The organism is Paractinoplanes toevensis, from assembly GCF_018332695.1.
Taxonomy (GTDB): Bacteria; Actinomycetota; Actinomycetes; order Mycobacteriales; family Micromonosporaceae; genus Actinoplanes; species Actinoplanes toevensis.
Genome location: NZ_BOQN01000089.1, coordinates 32,833 through 49,557 on the forward strand (window position 1 = coordinate 32,833; position 16,725 = coordinate 49,557).

18 protein-coding genes are annotated in these 16,725 nt (G+C 72.0%); 5 read left to right on the plus strand and 13 right to left on the minus strand.

Annotated elements, in window-relative coordinates; all coding sequences use genetic code 11:
• Nucleotides 1-224 precede the first annotated feature (224 nt).
• From Ato02nite_RS34655 to Ato02nite_RS34665, 3 genes are read left to right on the plus strand one after another with little or no spacing between them, the layout of a single operon-like run.
• Nucleotides 225-1,730, plus strand: coding sequence for a DUF3492 domain-containing protein (locus tag Ato02nite_RS34655; protein ID WP_213010905.1), 1,506 nt, complete (start codon nucleotides 225-227; stop codon nucleotides 1,728-1,730).
• Nucleotides 1,727-3,007: a hypothetical protein gene (locus tag Ato02nite_RS34660; RefSeq protein WP_246607822.1), complete on the plus strand. Its 1,281-nt coding sequence runs from the start codon at nucleotides 1,727-1,729 to the stop codon at nucleotides 3,005-3,007. Before Ato02nite_RS34655 ends, Ato02nite_RS34660 begins: the two co-directional genes overlap by 4 nt.
• Nucleotides 3,004-3,567, plus strand: coding sequence for a spherulation-specific family 4 protein (locus Ato02nite_RS34665; protein ID WP_213010906.1), 564 nt, complete (start codon nucleotides 3,004-3,006; stop codon nucleotides 3,565-3,567). Before Ato02nite_RS34660 ends, Ato02nite_RS34665 begins: the two co-directional genes overlap by 4 nt.
• On the opposite strand, the gene mutM is transcribed toward Ato02nite_RS34665, so the two are convergent.
• From mutM to rsmD, 9 genes are all read right to left on the minus strand, one after another.
• A complete protein-coding gene (gene mutM / locus Ato02nite_RS34670) occupies nucleotides 3,527-4,375 on the minus strand; it encodes a bifunctional DNA-formamidopyrimidine glycosylase/DNA-(apurinic or apyrimidinic site) lyase (protein ID WP_213010907.1) in 849 nt (282 codons plus the stop codon). The two genes, Ato02nite_RS34665 and mutM, sit on opposite strands and share 41 nt — an antisense overlap.
• A gap of 9 nt (nucleotides 4,376-4,384) precedes the next feature.
• On the minus strand, nucleotides 4,385-5,569 hold the full coding sequence (locus tag Ato02nite_RS34675) for a mannosyltransferase family protein (RefSeq protein WP_213010908.1): 1,185 nt from the start codon (nucleotides 5,567-5,569) through the stop codon (nucleotides 4,385-4,387).
• Nucleotides 5,566-6,321, minus strand: a complete 756-nt coding sequence (rnc, locus tag Ato02nite_RS34680) for a ribonuclease III (protein WP_213010909.1) — start codon at nucleotides 6,319-6,321, stop codon at nucleotides 5,566-5,568. Before rnc ends, Ato02nite_RS34675 begins: the two co-directional genes overlap by 4 nt.
• The gene (locus Ato02nite_RS34685; protein WP_438873094.1) at nucleotides 6,311-7,312 is read right to left on the minus strand and encodes a phosphate acyltransferase PlsX; all 1,002 of its coding nucleotides are present in this window, start codon (nucleotides 7,310-7,312) and stop codon (nucleotides 6,311-6,313) included. The genes rnc and Ato02nite_RS34685 overlap by 11 nt, the downstream gene beginning before the upstream one ends.
• Nucleotides 7,313-7,339: 27 nt before the next feature.
• Nucleotides 7,340-7,513 carry a 50S ribosomal protein L32 gene (rpmF, locus tag Ato02nite_RS34690; protein WP_203724382.1) on the minus strand — a complete coding sequence of 58 codons (174 nt, stop codon included), beginning with the start codon at nucleotides 7,511-7,513 and terminating at the stop codon, nucleotides 7,340-7,342.
• A gap of 5 nt (nucleotides 7,514-7,518) precedes the next feature.
• Nucleotides 7,519-8,082, minus strand: a complete 564-nt coding sequence (locus tag Ato02nite_RS34695; RefSeq protein ID WP_213010911.1) for a YceD family protein — start codon at nucleotides 8,080-8,082, stop codon at nucleotides 7,519-7,521.
• A gap of 74 nt (nucleotides 8,083-8,156) precedes the next feature.
• Entirely contained in the window at nucleotides 8,157-8,654 is a 498-nt protein-coding gene (locus Ato02nite_RS34700; protein ID WP_203800578.1) for an ATP synthase subunit B family protein, read from the minus strand.
• Nucleotides 8,655-8,748: 94 nt separating this feature from the next.
• Nucleotides 8,749-9,228: a pantetheine-phosphate adenylyltransferase gene (gene coaD / locus Ato02nite_RS34705; protein WP_203800580.1), complete on the minus strand. Its 480-nt coding sequence runs from the start codon at nucleotides 9,226-9,228 to the stop codon at nucleotides 8,749-8,751.
• A complete protein-coding gene (rsmD, locus tag Ato02nite_RS34710) occupies nucleotides 9,225-9,788 on the minus strand; it encodes a 16S rRNA (guanine(966)-N(2))-methyltransferase RsmD (RefSeq protein WP_213010912.1) in 564 nt (187 codons plus the stop codon). Before rsmD ends, coaD begins: the two co-directional genes overlap by 4 nt.
• A 336-nt stretch (nucleotides 9,789-10,124) precedes the next feature.
• On the opposite strand from rsmD, the gene Ato02nite_RS34715 reads away from it, so the two are divergent.
• Nucleotides 10,125-11,153, plus strand: a complete 1,029-nt coding sequence (locus tag Ato02nite_RS34715; RefSeq protein WP_213010913.1) for a hypothetical protein — start codon at nucleotides 10,125-10,127, stop codon at nucleotides 11,151-11,153.
• Nucleotides 11,154-11,222: 69 nt separating this feature from the next.
• On the opposite strand, the gene Ato02nite_RS34720 is transcribed toward Ato02nite_RS34715, so the two are convergent.
• From Ato02nite_RS34720 to Ato02nite_RS34730, 3 genes are read right to left on the minus strand one after another with little or no spacing between them, the layout of a single operon-like run.
• Nucleotides 11,223-11,567 carry a DUF952 domain-containing protein gene (locus Ato02nite_RS34720; RefSeq protein WP_213010914.1) on the minus strand — a complete coding sequence of 115 codons (345 nt, stop codon included), beginning with the start codon at nucleotides 11,565-11,567 and terminating at the stop codon, nucleotides 11,223-11,225.
• The gene (recG, locus tag Ato02nite_RS34725; protein WP_213010915.1) at nucleotides 11,564-13,777 is read right to left on the minus strand and encodes an ATP-dependent DNA helicase RecG; all 2,214 of its coding nucleotides are present in this window, start codon (nucleotides 13,775-13,777) and stop codon (nucleotides 11,564-11,566) included. Before recG ends, Ato02nite_RS34720 begins: the two co-directional genes overlap by 4 nt.
• An 8-nt stretch (nucleotides 13,778-13,785) precedes the next feature.
• Complete coding sequence (locus Ato02nite_RS34730; protein WP_246607825.1) at nucleotides 13,786-15,855, minus strand: DAK2 domain-containing protein; 2,070 nt, start codon at nucleotides 15,853-15,855, stop codon at nucleotides 13,786-13,788.
• 156 nt (nucleotides 15,856-16,011) lie between these two features.
• On the opposite strand from Ato02nite_RS34730, the gene rpmB reads away from it, so the two are divergent.
• Nucleotides 16,012-16,203 (plus strand): 50S ribosomal protein L28, encoded by a 192-nt coding sequence (rpmB, locus tag Ato02nite_RS34740; RefSeq protein WP_111654257.1) that lies wholly within the window; start codon nucleotides 16,012-16,014, stop codon nucleotides 16,201-16,203.
• A 58-nt stretch (nucleotides 16,204-16,261) separates the two neighbouring features.
• Here rpmB and Ato02nite_RS34745 read toward each other — a convergent pair whose 3' ends face one another.
• Complete coding sequence (locus Ato02nite_RS34745; RefSeq protein ID WP_213010916.1) at nucleotides 16,262-16,720, minus strand: GNAT family N-acetyltransferase; 459 nt, start codon at nucleotides 16,718-16,720, stop codon at nucleotides 16,262-16,264.
• Between the last annotated feature and the right edge of the window lie 5 nt (nucleotides 16,721-16,725).

Below are 16,725 nucleotides of genomic sequence, written 5' to 3' on the forward strand. Positions count from 1 at the left end.
TGCGGCGGTGAGCCTCTCGGCATCTCGATCACCGTACGCACGGCGCCGGGTGCTGGTGGCGGGGTATCCGGCGCCGGCGAACCCCGTCCGCCATACCCTGAACTCCCGCTAAATTTCGTGATTTTTGGGACAAGTCGGGCGGCAAATCGGATAAAAGTCGCAGAATTGTGTCGCCTACCCGACAGGATCTCGTAACTTTCCCGGGCTGTCTCGTTGCCTCCTTCGTGAAATCGACCCCGTCGCAGGAGCGCGTCTGCTTGCTCACCGGCGGCGGGTACCCGTTCCGGCGGGACGCGCTGAGCGGGTGGTGCCGCACCCTCGTCGAGGGGCTGCGCCGATTCCGTTTCGATCTGCGGACCGTCACGGACCGCGAGCCGCCGTCCGTCCCCGCGTACCCGCTTCCCTTCAACGTCGCCTCGGCCGAGGCCCTCCAGGTCTGCCGGGACCCCGGCCGGGAGCGCCGCCGTGGCGACTCCAACGAAGCCGGCCGAGGCGCCGCCCACCTGCTCTGCCGGGGGCTGCTCGAGGAGAGCCGCTTCGCGGCCGGGCTGCGTGGCCTCGCCGAGATCGCCGCCGAACGCCCCGACCCGCTCGCCCACGTGCCCCTCGCCGACCTGCTGATGGACGCCTGGCGCGGCGGCGGCGCGGCGAGCGACGAGCCGACCCTGCCCCGCCTCGGCACCCGCGACGCCCGGACCGCGGCCACCCTGCTCAAACACGCCCTCGGCGCGCTGGCCGTGCCGCTGCCCGAGACCGACCTGGTGCACTGCGTCGGCGGCACCACCCCGCTGCTGACCGCGCTGGCCGGTCGATGGCGGACCGGGGTCCCGCTGCTGCTCACCGAGGCGCGGGCCCCGGTGGCCCGGCAGCGGCCGGCCGAGGAACGGCTGTCGCCGGCGGTGCGGGCGGTGCTGCGCCGGTTCCGGGCCGCGGTGGCCCGCACCGGGTACGCCGAGGCCGGCCTGATCGCCCCGCTCAGCGCCTATCACCACGGCTGGGCGCTGCGGCACGGCGCCGAGGCGAACCGGCTCGTCCAGGTGCCCGCCGGGGTGGACCCGTCGGAGTACCCGGTGACCGCCGAGCCGAACACCGAGCATCCGGCCGTGGTCTGGGCCGGCAGCGGCGGGCCGGACAGCGGCCTCACCCCGCTGCTGGCCGCGTTCGAGCAGGTCAAGGCGTCCATGCCGGGGACCGTGCTGCACCTGGTGGGGGTCACCCCGGCGCACGAGGACCACTGCGCCGAGCAGATCGAGCGCACCGGGCTGGGCCGGGCCGTACGCATGCATCCGCTGCCCGCGGACCCGCGCGACCGGTACACGGCCGGGCACGTCGTCGCGCACGTGCCGGGGCCGGCCGACCCGCCGTACCGGCTGATCGAGGCGATGATGTCGGGGCGGGCGGTGGTCGGGGTGGATGTCGGGCCGGCCGCCGAGACGCTGGGCGACGCGGGCGTGCTGGTGCAGCCGGACGACCCGGCCGAGCTGGCCATCGCCATCGTCGGCCTGCTGCGCGGCCCGAACCGGCGCCGGCAGCTCGGGGACGCGGCCCGGCGACGGGCGCTCACCCACTTCACCAACGACCGGGTGGTCCGGGTCTACGGCGCCCTCTACGCCGATCTGACCGGGCCGCTGCCGGCGCCCGTGTCCGCCTTCGAACTGGCGCTCACCATTCCGGCCCCGCGGACCTCGCCGCCCGCGACGCTGCGCTGGCTGATCCGGGAGGACCAATGACGATCGCACCCCGGCGGGCGGCCACCTCGACCCGTACGCCGAAGAGCCGCACCCGTCGCCGCGCGGTCGGGCATCCGCACGACGGCGTACGCGCAAAACATGCGGCGGAGTCGGCGGTCGCGGCACCGCCGCGACCGACGACCCTGCCCGCGCTGCCGCGCAACCACCGGCGGCCCGGCGCCCTCCGCGCCTGCCTGAGCGCCGCCCTGCTGCGGTGTGCCCTCTACCTCGCCCCGATCAGCGTCGGGGTGGCCGGCAGCGGGACCCTGCGGCACGTGGCCTGGCCGGTCCCGCTGGTCACGCTGCTGCTCGGCTGGACCGCCGCGCAGGCCCTGACCTGTACCGGGGCCACGGTCGCTCGCCGAGCCGGACCGGCCGCCGCCTGCCGCCTGGTCGGAGCGGGGTTCGGGGCGGTGGCCGGACTCTGGTCCGCGCTGGTCTGGGTCGCGCCGGACGCGATGGTCGGCCCGCACCGCGGACTGGCCCTCGTCGTCGGCCTGAGCGGGCTCGCCACCCTGGCCACGATCACCTCGGCGCTGGTCACCCGGGCCGAGGCCGCCGCGGTGCGGTGGAGCGTGCCGAGCTGGGTGCTGGGCGCGGCGACGGTGGCCGAGCTGGCCGGGAACCCGGTGCCGTGGCTGCCGGTGGGCACGCTGCTGCCGGCGGCGATCGTGCTGCCGCTGGTGCGAGCGTTCCGCCCGGCGATGCTGCCCGGCCATCCGCGCCGGAAGTTCGGGCTGACCCGGCCCGAGCGTCAGCGCGCCTTCCGCTACCTGGTGATCGGCGCGTCCCAGGCGGTCTGCGTGGCGCTGCTCTGGCGGGGCGGGCCGTCCGGTTCGACCCTGCCGTTCTGGCTGCCGCTGCTGCTCGCCGTGCCGATCCTGGAGGCGCTGATCGCCTGGAACATCGGCCAGTTCGGCGCCCGGCCGCGGGGCGTCACCCTGGTCACACTGACCGGGCTGCTGCCGCCGCTGGTGCTGGGCTGCGGGCTCGCGGTGGCCGGTTTCACCGGTGCGCCCACCGGCGTGCTGGCCCTGGCCGGCGGCACCCTGCTCAGCGGCGTCTTCGCCATCACGTTCCTGCTCGGCGCCCGCGGCCGCACCGGGATCGCCGCCATCCTCGCGGCCGCTCCCCCGGTCGCCGTCGCCGTCCTCAAGCTCCTACCGCTACCGGCCGCCGGCCCCCTGCCGAACGCCGTCGGCGCGCTCGCCGTGACCCACGCGGCCGGCCTGCTCGTCGTCGCCCTGACCGCCGCCGATCACCGGAGGACCCCGTGAAGACCCTGTTCCCCCCGTACGCCCATCCGTCGCCCGAGCTGACCCTGGACGCCGAGACCTGGATCATCCGGGACCTGCCCGGGGAGCGTCGCACCATGCACCAGTCGCTGGGCCGGATCGACCTGGACTGGGGCAGCCGGTCGCTGGCCGACGTGCTGGCCGATGTGGACGCCTGGCGCGAGGACGGCGTGGAAGGGCTGTTCCTGGACCGGGCGCCGGCCGGGTCGGGTGGGGTCGGACCGGTGGCGCTGACCGTCCGGCTGGCCGCACGGCGCGGGCTGCACCGGGTCGTGCTCAACCCGGGCGTGCCGACCCACCCGCTCTACCGGGATCTGGGCACCCGGATCTGCACGTTCGAAGGGCCGTGGTCGGCCTATCAGAGCTGGGACGGGGACGGGGTGCGGTCCGGCGACGGGCACATCGTGCACGGGGTGCCGCCGGCGCTGCTCACCGCGGCACGGCGGCTGATGGGCCGGCGCGGTGCCGGCTTCGGGCTGGCCACCGACGCCAGCCCGCACGTCAACGCGTACGCGGGCGGGGCTGGCAGCGGGGACAGCTGAACGAGGAGCGGTTCATGAACTGCTCGCGGCGGATCGGGGTGCCGCAGCGGTGGCACGGTTCGCCCTCCCGGCCGTACGCGTTGAGCGACCGGTCGAAGTAGCCGCTCTCCCCGTTCACGTTCACGTAGAGCTCGTCGAAGCTGGTGCCGCCGGCCACGATGGCCTCGCCCAGCACGTCCCGGACGTGGGCGAGCAGCCGCCGCGCGACCGGCCGGGTCAGCGCGTCGGTGGGGCGGGCGCCGTGCAGCCGCGCCCGCCACAGCGCCTCGTCGGCGTAGATGTTGCCCACCCCGCTGATCAGCGTCTGGTCGAGCAGGGCCCGCTTGACCTCGGTGTGCTTGCCGCGCAGCCGGGCCACGAACGCCTCGTCGTCGAAGAGCGTGTCCATCGGGTCGCGGGCGATGTGCGCGATCTCGTCGGGCAACTCGGCGCCGCCCTCGCTGACCGCGAGGCCGCCGAACGTGCGCTGGTCGACGAACCGGAGCTGCGGCCCGCCGTCGGTGAACGTGAACCGGATCCGCAGGTGCTTCTCGTCCTCGGCGTCGGCCGGCTGCATCAGCAACTGGCCGCTCATCCCGAGGTGGCCGACGATCGCGTCGCCGGAGTCGAGCGGCAGCCACAGGTATTTTCCGCGGCGGGACACGTCGAGGACCGTGCGGCCGGTCAGCATCGCGATGAAGTGGGCGTCGCCGGGCAGGTGGCGCCGGATCGAACGCGGGTGGTGCACCTCGACGGTCGCGATCGTGCGGCCGGCCACCCACTTGGCCAGGCCCTGCCGAACGGTCTCGACCTCGGGCAACTCGGGCACCGCGGCTCCTTACAACGTATAAGGCCAGATAGTGATCAGGTAAGCGCCGTACCACAGGCCGAACGCCGCCCACGCCACGATCGACAGCACCGCGACCCGGGGGCGGGCGCGGGCCGCGGCGACGGCCGCCGGCAGCAGCGTCAAGAGTACGGGCAGCAGCAGCCGCGGCTTCGAGTGGTAGAAGCCGGCCTGGCCGTACACCAGCACCATGGCCACCACCCCGTAGACGGCCAGCGGCGGCCACGGCCGGATGGCCAGCCCGACCCCGGCCGCGGCCAGCGCCGCCAGCAGGATCAGGGCCACGCTCATCGGGATCCAGCCGTCCCCCGACGACAGGGTCTCGTCGAGGAAGTCCCAGGTGCTCTTCCCGTAGTCGAACGACGTGCCCCAGCCCGCGGTCTGGATGCGGAACCAGGCACTCCAGTCACCGACCCGCAGACCCACCCAGGCCAGGAACAACGGCACCCCGGCCAGCGCCACCCCGGCCGCCAGCAGTGGCCGCCAGGCCCGCCACGGGTTCCGGTGCACCGCCATGATCGCGGCGACGGCGAGGCCGAGCGCGGCGGCGGCTCCGGTCGGGCGGGTCAGCGCGGCGGCGAGACCGAGCAGGCCGGCCGCCCACCACACCTGCCGGTGCGCGGCGGTGAACATGCCGGCCACCAGGGCCAGGAAGAGCGCTTCGGAGTACGCCATGGACAGCACCACCGACACCGGGGCACTGCAGCAGATCGCGACCAGCGCCCAGCCGGTCCGCTTGCCGTACAGCGTGGTGCCGAGCAGGTGCAGCGCTACCGCCGCGGCGATCGACGCGGCCCAGGCGACCACCAGCGCCGCGCTCTGCGCGGAGAGGCCCACCGCGGCGAAGCCGCGGATGAGCATCGGGTACAACGGGAAGAAGGCCAGCTCATTGCCCTGCAACACATGGTGGGCGTCATAGGTGTACGCGTGTGGGTAGCCGTCCACCGCCACCCGCAGGAACCAGCCCGCGTCCCAGACCAGCAACCGGCCGCGCAGACTCGTCCCGTCGTCGGCCGCACCGCCCAGCCAGACCAGCATGAGCAGTTGCGCGACCCGGGTCAGCGCGAAGATGCCCACCGCGATGAGCACCCCGCGCCAGGCGCCGGCCACCTCCCACAGGCCCGCCTTCTCCTCGGCCCGCTCCGCCTCCGGCCGCTCGTCCACCGCGACGCTCACTGCTCGTCGTCGTCCGGTTTCTCGGCCTCTTCCACGGCTTCATTGCCGCGGTCGTTGAGGGTGCGCCAGGCCGCCGCGGCCGCCCGCTGCTCGGCCTGCTTCTTGCTGCGCCCCTCGGAGCCGCCGTACCGCTCACCGGCCACCACCACCCAGGCCGTGAAGGTCTTGGCGTGGTCCGGGCCGGAGTCCTCGATCACGTAGTCCGGTACGCCCAGGCCGAGCGCCGCGGTGAGCTCCTGCAGGCTGGTCTTCCAGTCCAGGGCCGCGCCCCGGCCGGCCGACTCGGCCATCAGCGGGTCGAACAGCCGGTGGATCACCTCGCCCGCGGTGTCCAGGCCGTGCTCCAGGTAGATCGCGCCGAGCAGCGCCTCGAGCGTGTCGGCCAGGATGCTCGCCTTGTCCCGGCCGCCGGTGGTCTCCTCACCCTTACCGAGCAGCAGGTGCGGGCCGAGGCCGTGCGGGCCCAGGCCGCGAGCCACGTCGGCCAGCGCGTGCATGTTCACCACGCTGGCCCGCAGCTTGGCGAGCTGGCCCTCGGGCAGGTCCGGGTGGTTGTGGTAGAGCGCGGACGTGATCACCACGCCGAGCACCGAGTCGCCCAGGAACTCCAGCCGCTCGTTGGTGGGCAGGCCACCGTTCTCGTACGCGTACGAGCGGTGGGTGAGGGCACGTTCCAGCAGGGGCGGCTCGAACGGGACACCGAACGCCTCCTCCAGCGGGAGGGTGGACGGCCGGCGGCGCTTATCCATCATGGGACACCTCGTTGTGCGGGATCAGGTCGACCATCGCCGCCACCGCGGCGCGACGGTGCAGGTGGGCGGCGAGGGCGATGCCGGCGGCCAGGTCAGGGCCGGAGGCAGCACCGTGGCAGACGACGACGGTGCCGCCGACGCCGAGCAGGAGGGCGGCGCGGGGCACCTCGAGGGCGCCCCGACCGGGCGGGCCCAGCCGCGAGTACGCGGTCTCCAGGCCCTTGAGCAGGATGTTTCCGGTGAAACCGTCGGTCACCACGACGTCGGCCCGCTCGCCGGTCACGACGTCGTTGCCCTCGATCAGACCCACGTAGCGCGCGCCGGCCGGCAGGTGGGCGGCCTCCAGCAGCGGTGGGAGGGCGCGGCGCAGCCGGTCACCCTTCCCCTTCTCGGTGCCGATGGTGAGCAGGCCGACCCGGGGCTCGGCGACCTCGTGCACCACGGCCGCGTAGGCGGCGCCCAGCCGGGCGTGCATGAGAAGGGTGTCGGGATCGGTGTCGACCGAGGAGCCGACGTCGAGCAGTACGAGGCGGCCGGCGGCGGTGGGCAGCGCGGCGGTCAGCGCGAACCGGCGGACCCCGGGCCACCGGCCCAGGGTGCGGGCGGCCGAGAGCACGATGTCGATGGTGTTACCGGCCGAAACGGCGGCGTCGGCCTGGCCGGTGGCCACGGCGCGGACGGCAGCGCGTACGCCTGCTCCGGTCTGGTCCTGTTTTTGATCTTCGACGCTCGCCGGCACGGACAGCATGCCGAGCCGGGCGCGCTCGACCGGATCGACGGCAGCAAGAATCGGATCGGCTGCCTCCGGCGGGCCGACCAGCAACAGGTGTAGGGACGGATCGTCCTGGAAGGCGCGCAGAGCGCCGTCAACCACGACGGCGGGAGCGTGGTCCCCGCCGAGGAGGTCGACGGCGATCCGCGCGGTCGCCGGCTCCTGATCGGGAGCCGGGGAGCCGGTGGTTCGCCGTGGCCCAGGTGCGACCCGCCCGATGATCGGGCGCGTCACTCCGCGAAGGTCTCAGACCTCGAGGACCTGGCGGCCGTTGTAGGTGCCGCAGACCGAGCAGGCGGTGTGCGGCAGCTTCGGCGACTTGCACTGGGGGCAGGCCACGGTCGCAACCGCGGTCGCCTTCCAGTTCGCCCGGCGGGACCGGGTGTTGCTGCGCGACATCTTGCGCTTCGGGACGGCCACGGTTCCTACTCCTCAGATCCTTGAAGGTTACGCAAAGCGGCCCAGCGGGGATCGACTTCCTCGTGGCTGTGATCAGCCGGAAGGTCGTCGAAATGCACCCCGCACTCGGGGCACAAGCCTGGGCAGTCCGGCCGGCAGAGCGGAGTGGTCGGCAGTGCTAGCACCACCGCGTCCCGTACCGCCGGCTCCAGGTCGATCAGGTCGCCCTGCATCCGGCCGACCTCGTCCTCGTCCGTCGTCTCCTCGGTGGTGCTGTCCTCGTAGGCGAACAGCTCCGCGACCGCGACGTCGAAGGACTGGTTGATCTCGTTGAGGCAGCGACCGCACTCGCCGGAGAGCGAGCCACGGACCCTGCCACTGATGTAGACCCCCTCGGAGACCGACGTGAGCACGAGATCGAGCTCGACGTCCGACCCCTCGAGGACCGAGATCATCTCCAGGCCGAGGTCCGCCGGCGCCGGGATCACCCGTTTGAGGGCACGCGTCGCGCCAGGCTGCCGCGGAAGCTTGGTCGTGTCGACGACAAGCGGCTGCCTGGGGTTGAGGTGACTCTTCGGAGACTTTGGCATGGTGAACTCTCAGCCTGTAGGTAGGCCGACGAAAAAGGCTACCTGAGCAGCGGGCGTAACGTCGAATCGGCCCTCTAGAACGGGAGCGGGCGCTCGCTGTCCTCGCCCTGGAAAGTCCCGATCTCGCGCAGCGCATGCATTTTATCCCGGCCGCGCTCTATCGACGCGAGCGCCCTGGTCAGGAACTGCTCGAAGTTGGCCAGCGCGGTGTCGACGTAGTCGTCGACCTCCTCACGCAGGCGCTGAGCCTCGCCGCGGGCCTCCGCGATGATCCGCGCACCCTCGTGCTCGGCGGACACCGTGATCTCGTTGACCGAGACCAGCCGAGCGTGTTCCGTCTCACCCTCACTGATGATCCGGTCGGCCTCCCGGCGGCCGGCCTCGATGATCCGGTCACGCTCGTCGAGCACGGCGGCGGCCTTGCGGATCTCGGACGGCAGGGCCGACCGGAGAGCGTCGAGAAGATCGATCATCTCGGCCCGGTCGTACATGAAGTTCGTCCGCGACATCGGGACGGATCGCGCATCCTGGACGCGTTCGATGATCTCGTCGATGCTGTCGAGCGGATCCACCGGTCTCTCACTCCCGTCATCTCACACCCACGGAGCGTGGTGCGATCACGTTACTGCGCGACCGTCGCAGCCGTTTCCGGCGCGCCGGTAGCGGTCAGTTCTGCTTGAGACGCGCGACCAACCGCTCACCGACGAAGTCCGGGACGTACGCCGACGCGTCGCCACCCCACTTGACCACGTCTTTGACAAGACTGGAAGACAGGAAGGAGTAAAGCGGATTGGTCGGCATGAACAGCGTCTCCACGCCGGACAACCCGATGTTCATCTGCGCCATCTGCAACTCGTAGTCGAAGTCGCTGACCGCCCGCAGACCCTTGATCACCACGGCCGCGCCCTGCGCCTTGCAGAAGTCCACGAGCAGGCCGTGGAACGAGGCGACCCGGACGTTCTCGTACTGCGCGGTTGCCTCGCCCAGCATCTCGATGCGTTCCTCGATGGTGAACAGGCCGGTCTTGGACTGGTTGATCAGAACACCGATGATCACCTCGTCGAACAACCGGCTGGCCCGCCCGACGATGTCGAGGTGGCCGTTGGTGACCGGGTCGAAGGAGCCGGGACAGACAGCTCGTCTCATGATCGGCGACCGTACCAAAGAGTAGTCTCGCCGTAACGTCGGTGGCGGTCGGCGGTGACGCCCTCCACCCAGCTCATCGGATCGCCCCGGCTCGCTCGCTCGATCGCCAGCACGGCGTCCTTGGCGAGCCACTCGTTGGCCAGCAGATCCTGCTGCAGTTCCACGATCTCGTGGTCGCTCACGGCGTACGGCGGATCGACGAAGATCACGTCGTACGGGCCACCGTCGGGCGGAGCCCCGAGCACCTGGGCGACCTTGCCGGTGACGAGCCGGGCCGAAGCACCGACACGCAGCGCCACGATGTTGTCGCGAATCGTGCGGGCCGCGCGAGCGTCCGATTCGACCAGAAGTGCATGGGTAGCTCCCCTGGACAGGGCCTCGAGTCCGACCGCCCCCGAACCGGCATAAAGATCCGCGAAACGCACGCCGTCCAGGTCGATCATCGAGTGCAGCGCGCTGAACAGGGCTTCCCGAACACGGTCCGAAGTGGGCCGGGTGCCCGCACCGGCCGGAGCGGACAGCCGGCGGCCTCCGTGGGCGCCCGCAATGATCCTGGTCATGCGACCTCTCCGGGGTCGTTGGATAGCACCACTCGACGCTACTTCACTACTCACGCAGGGCAATCCTGGAGTGAACAAATCCCCTTCACCGCACACGCTCGGGAGTGGAGAGAATCCGCTCAGTGCATGGAAGATCACGGATTTGTATCAACAAACTTAACGCCCGCTGAGGCATTTCCCAGCTTCGCCTTAGTGGCTATCGTCATGGCTCGTTGCACGTGGTTACGGCCCCGTGTCGACGACGACGTGGGGAGGCCTCGTCGACCGCCTCGCCCCCGTTCTGGCGTCGGCCCGCCGCTTCCTCGACGCACCCCTGACCCCAACCCAGGAGTAGGCGTGAACCTGCTTAAGACCAAGCTCCAGCGCACTGCCGCCGTCCTCGGTGGCGCGCTGCTCGGCCTGGGCGGCGTCGTGGCCATCGCCGCGCCCGCCAGCGCCCACGCACCATCCGTCGACGGTTCGACCGACTGCATCCGCGACAAGAGCTGGACCGTCGACTGGTCGGTCGGCAACGACTACCAGCTCGACGCCAAGGTCGACCTGACCAAGACCAAGATCGAGGTCAAGAGCGGCAACGGTCAGTGGAAGAAGGTCGACAACGGCCTGACCGGCGCGCTGGCCGACGCCGCCACGGTCGTCAAGCCCAATACCGACCGCAAGCCGGACGAGCAGGTGCACGGCGCGACCACGGTCAGCACCGAAAGCGTCACCGAGGTGCGGCTCTCGGTCGTCCTGATCTGGACCGACGGCTACACCAACGACGGCCACGACCGGAACGGCGACCCGCAGACCAAGACGGTCCACAAGCCGGAGAAGTGCCCGACCGACAACCCGTCGACGCCGGAGAACCCGACGCCGTCCTCGTCCGGTCCGTCGAGCCCGGCGACGACCACCCCGTCGAGCCCGACCCCGAGCGAGACCACCCCGGAGATCCCGATCCCGACCCCGTCCACCACGGACGAGCCGGTCGAGCCCAAGGAGATCCTCGAGTTCAACTGCGACACGCTGGTCATCGGCCTGGACAACCCGGTCGGCGGCACCACCTTCACCCTGAAGTTCAAGACCTCCAAGGGCGAAGAGCGCACCACCGTCATCAAGCCCGGTGAGAAGAAGACCGAGACCTTCAGCGCCACCGAGGGCTTCTCGCTCCGAGTGACCGTCGAGGTCACGATCGACGGCGAGACCTACTCGGACTTCACCGACATCAACTACGAGAAGCCGGCCGACTGCGAGGGCGAGGGTGGCGGTCTGCCCGTCACCGGTGCCGCCGCTGGTGGCATCGCCGGTGGCGCTGCCGGCCTGCTGGCCATCGGTGCCGTGCTGTTCGTCATGGCCCGCCGCCGCAAGGTGCGCTTCACCGCCTGACGCACTGACTGAGAGAGGCGCGCCGACCCGGTCGGCGCGCCTCTCGTCGTTTCCGGGCGTCCCCGCCCGCTACAGCCCCTGCGGCGGCGAGAACGAGCCGTCGGCGTCCGGCTGGTAGTCGGTCACCGCCACTACGGCCTCGATCGGCAGGGCGGCGTACAGGTGCGGGAAGAGATCACCGTCGGGATGCGCCGGGTCGCCCTCCTCCCAGGTCAACGGCGTCGGCAGGCGGGACTCGTCGATCTGGAGCAACAGCAGATCGGTGCGGCCGCGGAAGAGGAACGTCGCCGGGCGGTGCACCTGCTTCTCGGTGGAGCAGTGAATGTAGCCCTGGGTGGCGAGCGTGTCGCCCTCGTAGACGCCCGCCGCGACCGCTTGCTCCCACGTGTCGCGCGGACAGATGTGCAGGATCAACCCTTCTCCAAATACTCAGCGCGTTCCTCGTCGACCAGCGCGGCCACCGAGGCGGCCAACGCCGGATATTTCGTCAGGTCGGGGTCGTCGCCGATCAGCTCGGTGGCTTCGGCCCGGGCCGCGGTGATCAGCTTGCTGTCCTGAAGAAGCGACAGCAACCGCAGATGCGAGTGCCGGCCGGACTGGGACGCCCCCAGCACGTCGCCCTCGCGACGCTGCTCCAGGTCGATCTCGGAGAGCCGGAAACCGTCCGTGGTGGCGGCCACCGCGTCCAGCCGTTCGCGGGCCGCCGTCCCCTCCACCGACTCGGTGACCAGCAGACAGATGCCCGGCGCCGAGCCCCGGCCCACCCGGCCGCGCAGCTGGTGCAGCTGGGAGACGCCGAACCGGTCGGCATCCATGATGATCATGACGGTGGAGTTGGGCACGTCGACGCCCACCTCGATCACCGTGGTGGCGACCAGCACGTCCACGTCGCCCTTCGCGAAGGAGCGCATCACCGCGTCCTTCTCGTCGGCCGGCAGCTTGCCGTGCAGTACCGCGATCCGCAGACCCCGCAGCGGCCCCTCGGCCAGCAGCGGCGCCACCTCGGTCACGGCCAGCGGCGGGCGGCGGGCCGGCTCGTTGTCGCCGGGCGGCTCCTCCTCCTCACCCTCGGCGGCGCCGATCCGCGGGCAGACCACGTACGCCTGGTGGCCGGCCTTCACCTCCTCGCGCAACCGCTGCCAGGCCCGGTCGAGGAAGGCCGGGCGCTCCGGCGGCACCACGTGCGACGCGATCGGCGACCGCCCCCGCGGCAACTGCGACAGCGTGGACGTCTCGAGGTCGCCGTAGACGGTCATCGCGACCGTCCGCGGGATCGGCGTCGCCGTCATCACCAGGACGTGCGGCGGAACCGCCGCCTTCGCCCGCAACGCGTCCCGCTGCTCCACCCCGAACCGGTGCTGCTCGTCGACCACCACCAGGCCGAGATCGTGGAAGTCGACCCCCTCGTACAGCAAAGCGTGCGTGCCCACCACGATGCCGGCCGTGCCGTCCGCGACCTTGGCCAGCGCGGCCCGCCGGGCCGCCGCGCCGAGCGAACCGGTGACCAGGGTGAGCTGGGTGCCGCTCGGATCGCCGTCGATCTCGCCGGCCCGGCCGAGCGCGCCCAGTTGCTCGCTGATCCCGCGGAAGTGCTGGGTGGCGAGCACCTCGGTGGGTGCGAGCAGGGCGGCCTGACCGCCCGAGTCGACCACTTGCAGCATGGCCCGCACCGAGACCAGCGTCTTGCCCGAGCCCACCTCGCCCTGCAGCAGCCGGTGCATCGGGTGCGGTTTCGCCAGGTCGGCCGCGATCTCCTCGCCGACCGACTGCTGGCCCTCGGTCAACTCGTACGGCAGTCCGGCGTCGAATTTCGCCAGGATGCCGCCCTCGATGCGCGGCCGGGCGTGGCCCGGCGTGCCGGCCGCGCGGGCCCGGCGCTGCACCAGGGTGAGCTGGACGGCGAACGCCTCGTCCCACTTCAGCCGGTACTTCGCGGAGAACAGCGCCTCCTTCGAGGTGGGACGGTGGATCTCCCGCAGCGCGGTGCCGATGCCCACCAGGTTGCGGTTGGCCCGCACGGCGGCCGGGAGCGGGTCGTCGGGCGGCTGGAACGTGTCCAGGACCGTGCGGACGCACTTGGCGATCACCCACGTCGGCACGGCCTGCGCGGCCGGGTAGACCGGGATCAGCGCGCCCGCGAACTCCTCGATCTCCTCGGCCGCCTCGTCCTGCGTCGCGTCGGCACTCAGCAGTTGATAGGCCGGACCGTTCAGCTGCCGCTTCCCCCGGAAATCGGTGATCTTGCCGGCGAACAGGCCCCACCGCCCCCGCGTCAACTCCCGCTCGCGCCACGCCTGGTTGAAGAAGGTGCAGGTCAGCGTCGCGCCCGAGCCGTCCCCGACGGTGATCTCGAGCATGTTGCCCCGGCGGGCGCGCATCGGCTTCACGCTGATCGACTGCACCTGGGCCAGCAGCGTCACCTGCTCACCGATCTGCAGGTCGCGCATGTCGGTGTGCTCGCCGCGCTCGTCGTAACGCCGCGGGAAGTGATAGATCAGGTCGCCGGCGGTGTGCAGGTCGAGGTGGGTGGCGAGGGCCTTCGCGGTCTTCTCGCCGAGCACCTTGCGCAACGGCGTCGTGGTCGTCGTGGCGGTGGTCTCCGCGCCGTCGGTCGGCTCGCTCATTCCGCTCCTCATTCCACGCCCACCAGCAGGTGGTATCGGGGCTGGCCGCCCGCATAACACTGCAACTCGACGAACGGCCAGGTCTGCGTGACGTGACCGCGCAGCGTCTCCTCCAGGGAGATCGGGGCGTCGGCCCCCAGCACCAGGGTGGCCAGCTCGCCGCCACCGCCGAGCATCCGGTCGAGCAGGCGGCGGCTCACGTCCTCCAGATCGGCGCCGATCACGTGCACCTCGCCGTCGACCAGACCGAGCAGGTCACCGGCCCGGCACGGACCGGCCACCGTGAGCGAGTCCCGCTGGGCCGTGCAGACCTCGCCGTACCGGCAGGCACCGGCTGCCTCGGCCATCGCGATCACGTCATCGCTGAACGGCCGCCCGGCATCCCGCACGGCCAGCGCCGCGAGCGCCTGCACCGGCGACCGGGTCGGCACCACACTCACCCGTACGCCCGAGCCCTCCGCCTCCCGCGCCGCGGCGGTGGCCACCGCGTGGGTGTTGGCGTCGTTCGGCAGCAGCACCACGCACCCCGCCCGGGTCGCCGCGATCGCCTTGAGCATCTCCCGGATCGACGGGTTCCGGTCGACCACGGTGGCACCCTCATGCTCGAACAGAGCCGCCAGCCCGTCCCCCGCCGCGACCACCACGGCTCCACGCCGCAGCGCCGGCCGTTCCTCGGCGACCACCGCCCCGTGCCCGCGCGCCTGCTCCAGCGGCGTAACACTGATCCGCCGCGGCCGCCCGGCGACGACCCCGGCCTCGACAGCCGCCCCGATGTCCTCGGCCCCCACATGAACGTGCACGTTCCAGGTGCCGTCCCCCGTCCCGACCACGACGAGCGAATCCCCCAGCCCGTCCAGCACCCGCCGCAACTCCCCGACGGCCGAGTCCGGAGCTTCCAGCAGGTATTGCACCTCGAACCCGAACCCACCACCGCCCTCGGCTGCCCCCAGCAGCTCCCCGCCCGAGCCGCCCTCGGCCGCCCCCAGCAGCTCCCCGCCCGAGCTTTCGGCCGAGCCGCCCGCACCGGCCGCAGCGCTCGGTCGGTCGTCGGCGGCGCCCAGGCCGTCGGAATCCCCGCCGCCCACGGTCGCGCTGAGGTCGCCGAGAGCAAGCGGTACTGCGCCGCCTCGGTCCGATTCGGCTAGGTCGGCCGGGCTCGTCTCGGCGTCGCCCAGGTGGGGCGGGTCGGCCGGCGTCAGGGCTTCGACCAGCGCGTCCAGGAGCAGGCACAGGCCGCGGCCGCCGGCGTCGACCACGCCGGCTCGGGCCAGGATCGGGAGCTGCTGCGGGGTGCGGGCCAGGGCCTCGGAGGCGGCGACCGCCGCCGCGCGGGCCACGGCGACCAGGTCGTCGGACTTGATGCGGCCGGCGCCCTCGGCGGCGGCCGCCACCACCGACAGAACGGTGCCCTCGACCGGGCGGGCCACCGCCGCATAGGCGGCCTCGGTGGCCGAACGCAGCGCCCGGGCCAGCTCGCCGCCACGCACGGCGACCGAGGTGGCCATGCTGTCGGCCATGCCGCGGAGAATCTGCGAGACGATCACGCCGGAGTTGCCCCGGGCACCGAGCAGCGCTCCGCGAGCCATCCGCCGCAGCGTTCGGCCCGGCTCCTTGTCCCCCGCCGCCGACTCGAACACCTCGCCGGTGAGCGCATGCGACCGCTCACCGACCCCGCCCTGGGCGAATCGGCCCTCCGCCTCGCCGCCGAAGCCGTCGTTCTCCGCGCCGGGACGTGCCCACGTCTCACCGCCGGAGCGGGCCCCGTCGCCAGGACGGCCCCCGGCCTCATCGTCGCGATGGTGTGCGGCTGCGTCGCCGGGGCGGGCCTCGGCCTCGCTGCCGGAGCGGACCGATGCGTCTCCGCCGGAACGGAGGGCGGGATGGAGCTCGTCGGCCGAGTTGGGCTCGTCGAGGGCCTGCTGGGCCGATGTGAGGGTCAGCACGAGGTTGGTGCCGGTGTCGCCGTCGGGCACCGGGTAGACGTTCAGCTCGTCGATTTCGTGTTGGTGGGCGCGTAGTGCTTTCAGCCCACCACCGCACCAGCGGTGGACCGCGGCGGCGTCGAGGGTCTTCAGCACGCGAAAATCGTACTAACCGCCCCTGACATTCTCCCGTGACCGCCCCCTGACCGGGGCGATTGGCTGTCGCGGTGGGGCATCGGGTAACCTTGCCGGGTTGCCCGGACGGTCTTTGCTGGGCGCCTTCAAGTTTCGCTGAGAACTCAGGAGTACCCCGTGGCTAGCGTGTGCGACGTCTGTGGCAAGGGACCGGGCTTCGGCCACAACGTGTCCCACTCGCACCGGCGGACCAACCGCCGCTGGAACCCGAACATCCAGTCGGTGCGCACCCCGGCCGGTGGTGGCACGACCAAGAAGGTCAAGGCCTGCACCTCGTGCATCAAGGCCGGCAAGGTCGTGCGCGCCTGACTCAGGCGCATCAGACACATCAGCCGCCGGGCCAGTGGCCCGGCGGCTATTTGTGTGCCTAGAGCGCCTTGGCGAAGGACAGGACGCCGTCCTCCCCGGCGTAGAAGCCGAAGTCCGCGATGCGGACGTAACCGGCCGACTCGTACAGGTTGATCGCCTCGGGCTGCCGGTCGCCGGTCTCCAGGATCAGCCGGGTGCAGCCGGCCTCGCGGGCCGAGTCCTCGATCGTGGTGAGCATGCGGCGGCCGAGGCCGCGGCCGCGGGCCGATTTCGCGGTGAACATGCGTTTCAGCTCGGCGTCGTCGCCGTGCCGGCGCCAGCCGGCGCAGCCGACCAGTTTCTCGCCGTCGTCGGCCACGAAGAACGCGCCGTCCGGCGGGCTGAAGTCGCTGTCGGCGATGGGCGTGTCGTCGCCGCTGCCGCCGTACCGTTCGGAGAGTTCGTCGAGGACGTCGACGAGCAGGGCGCGGACCGCCGGCTCGCCGAAGTCCACCATTCTGATCTTGATGTCGGGCACGCCAA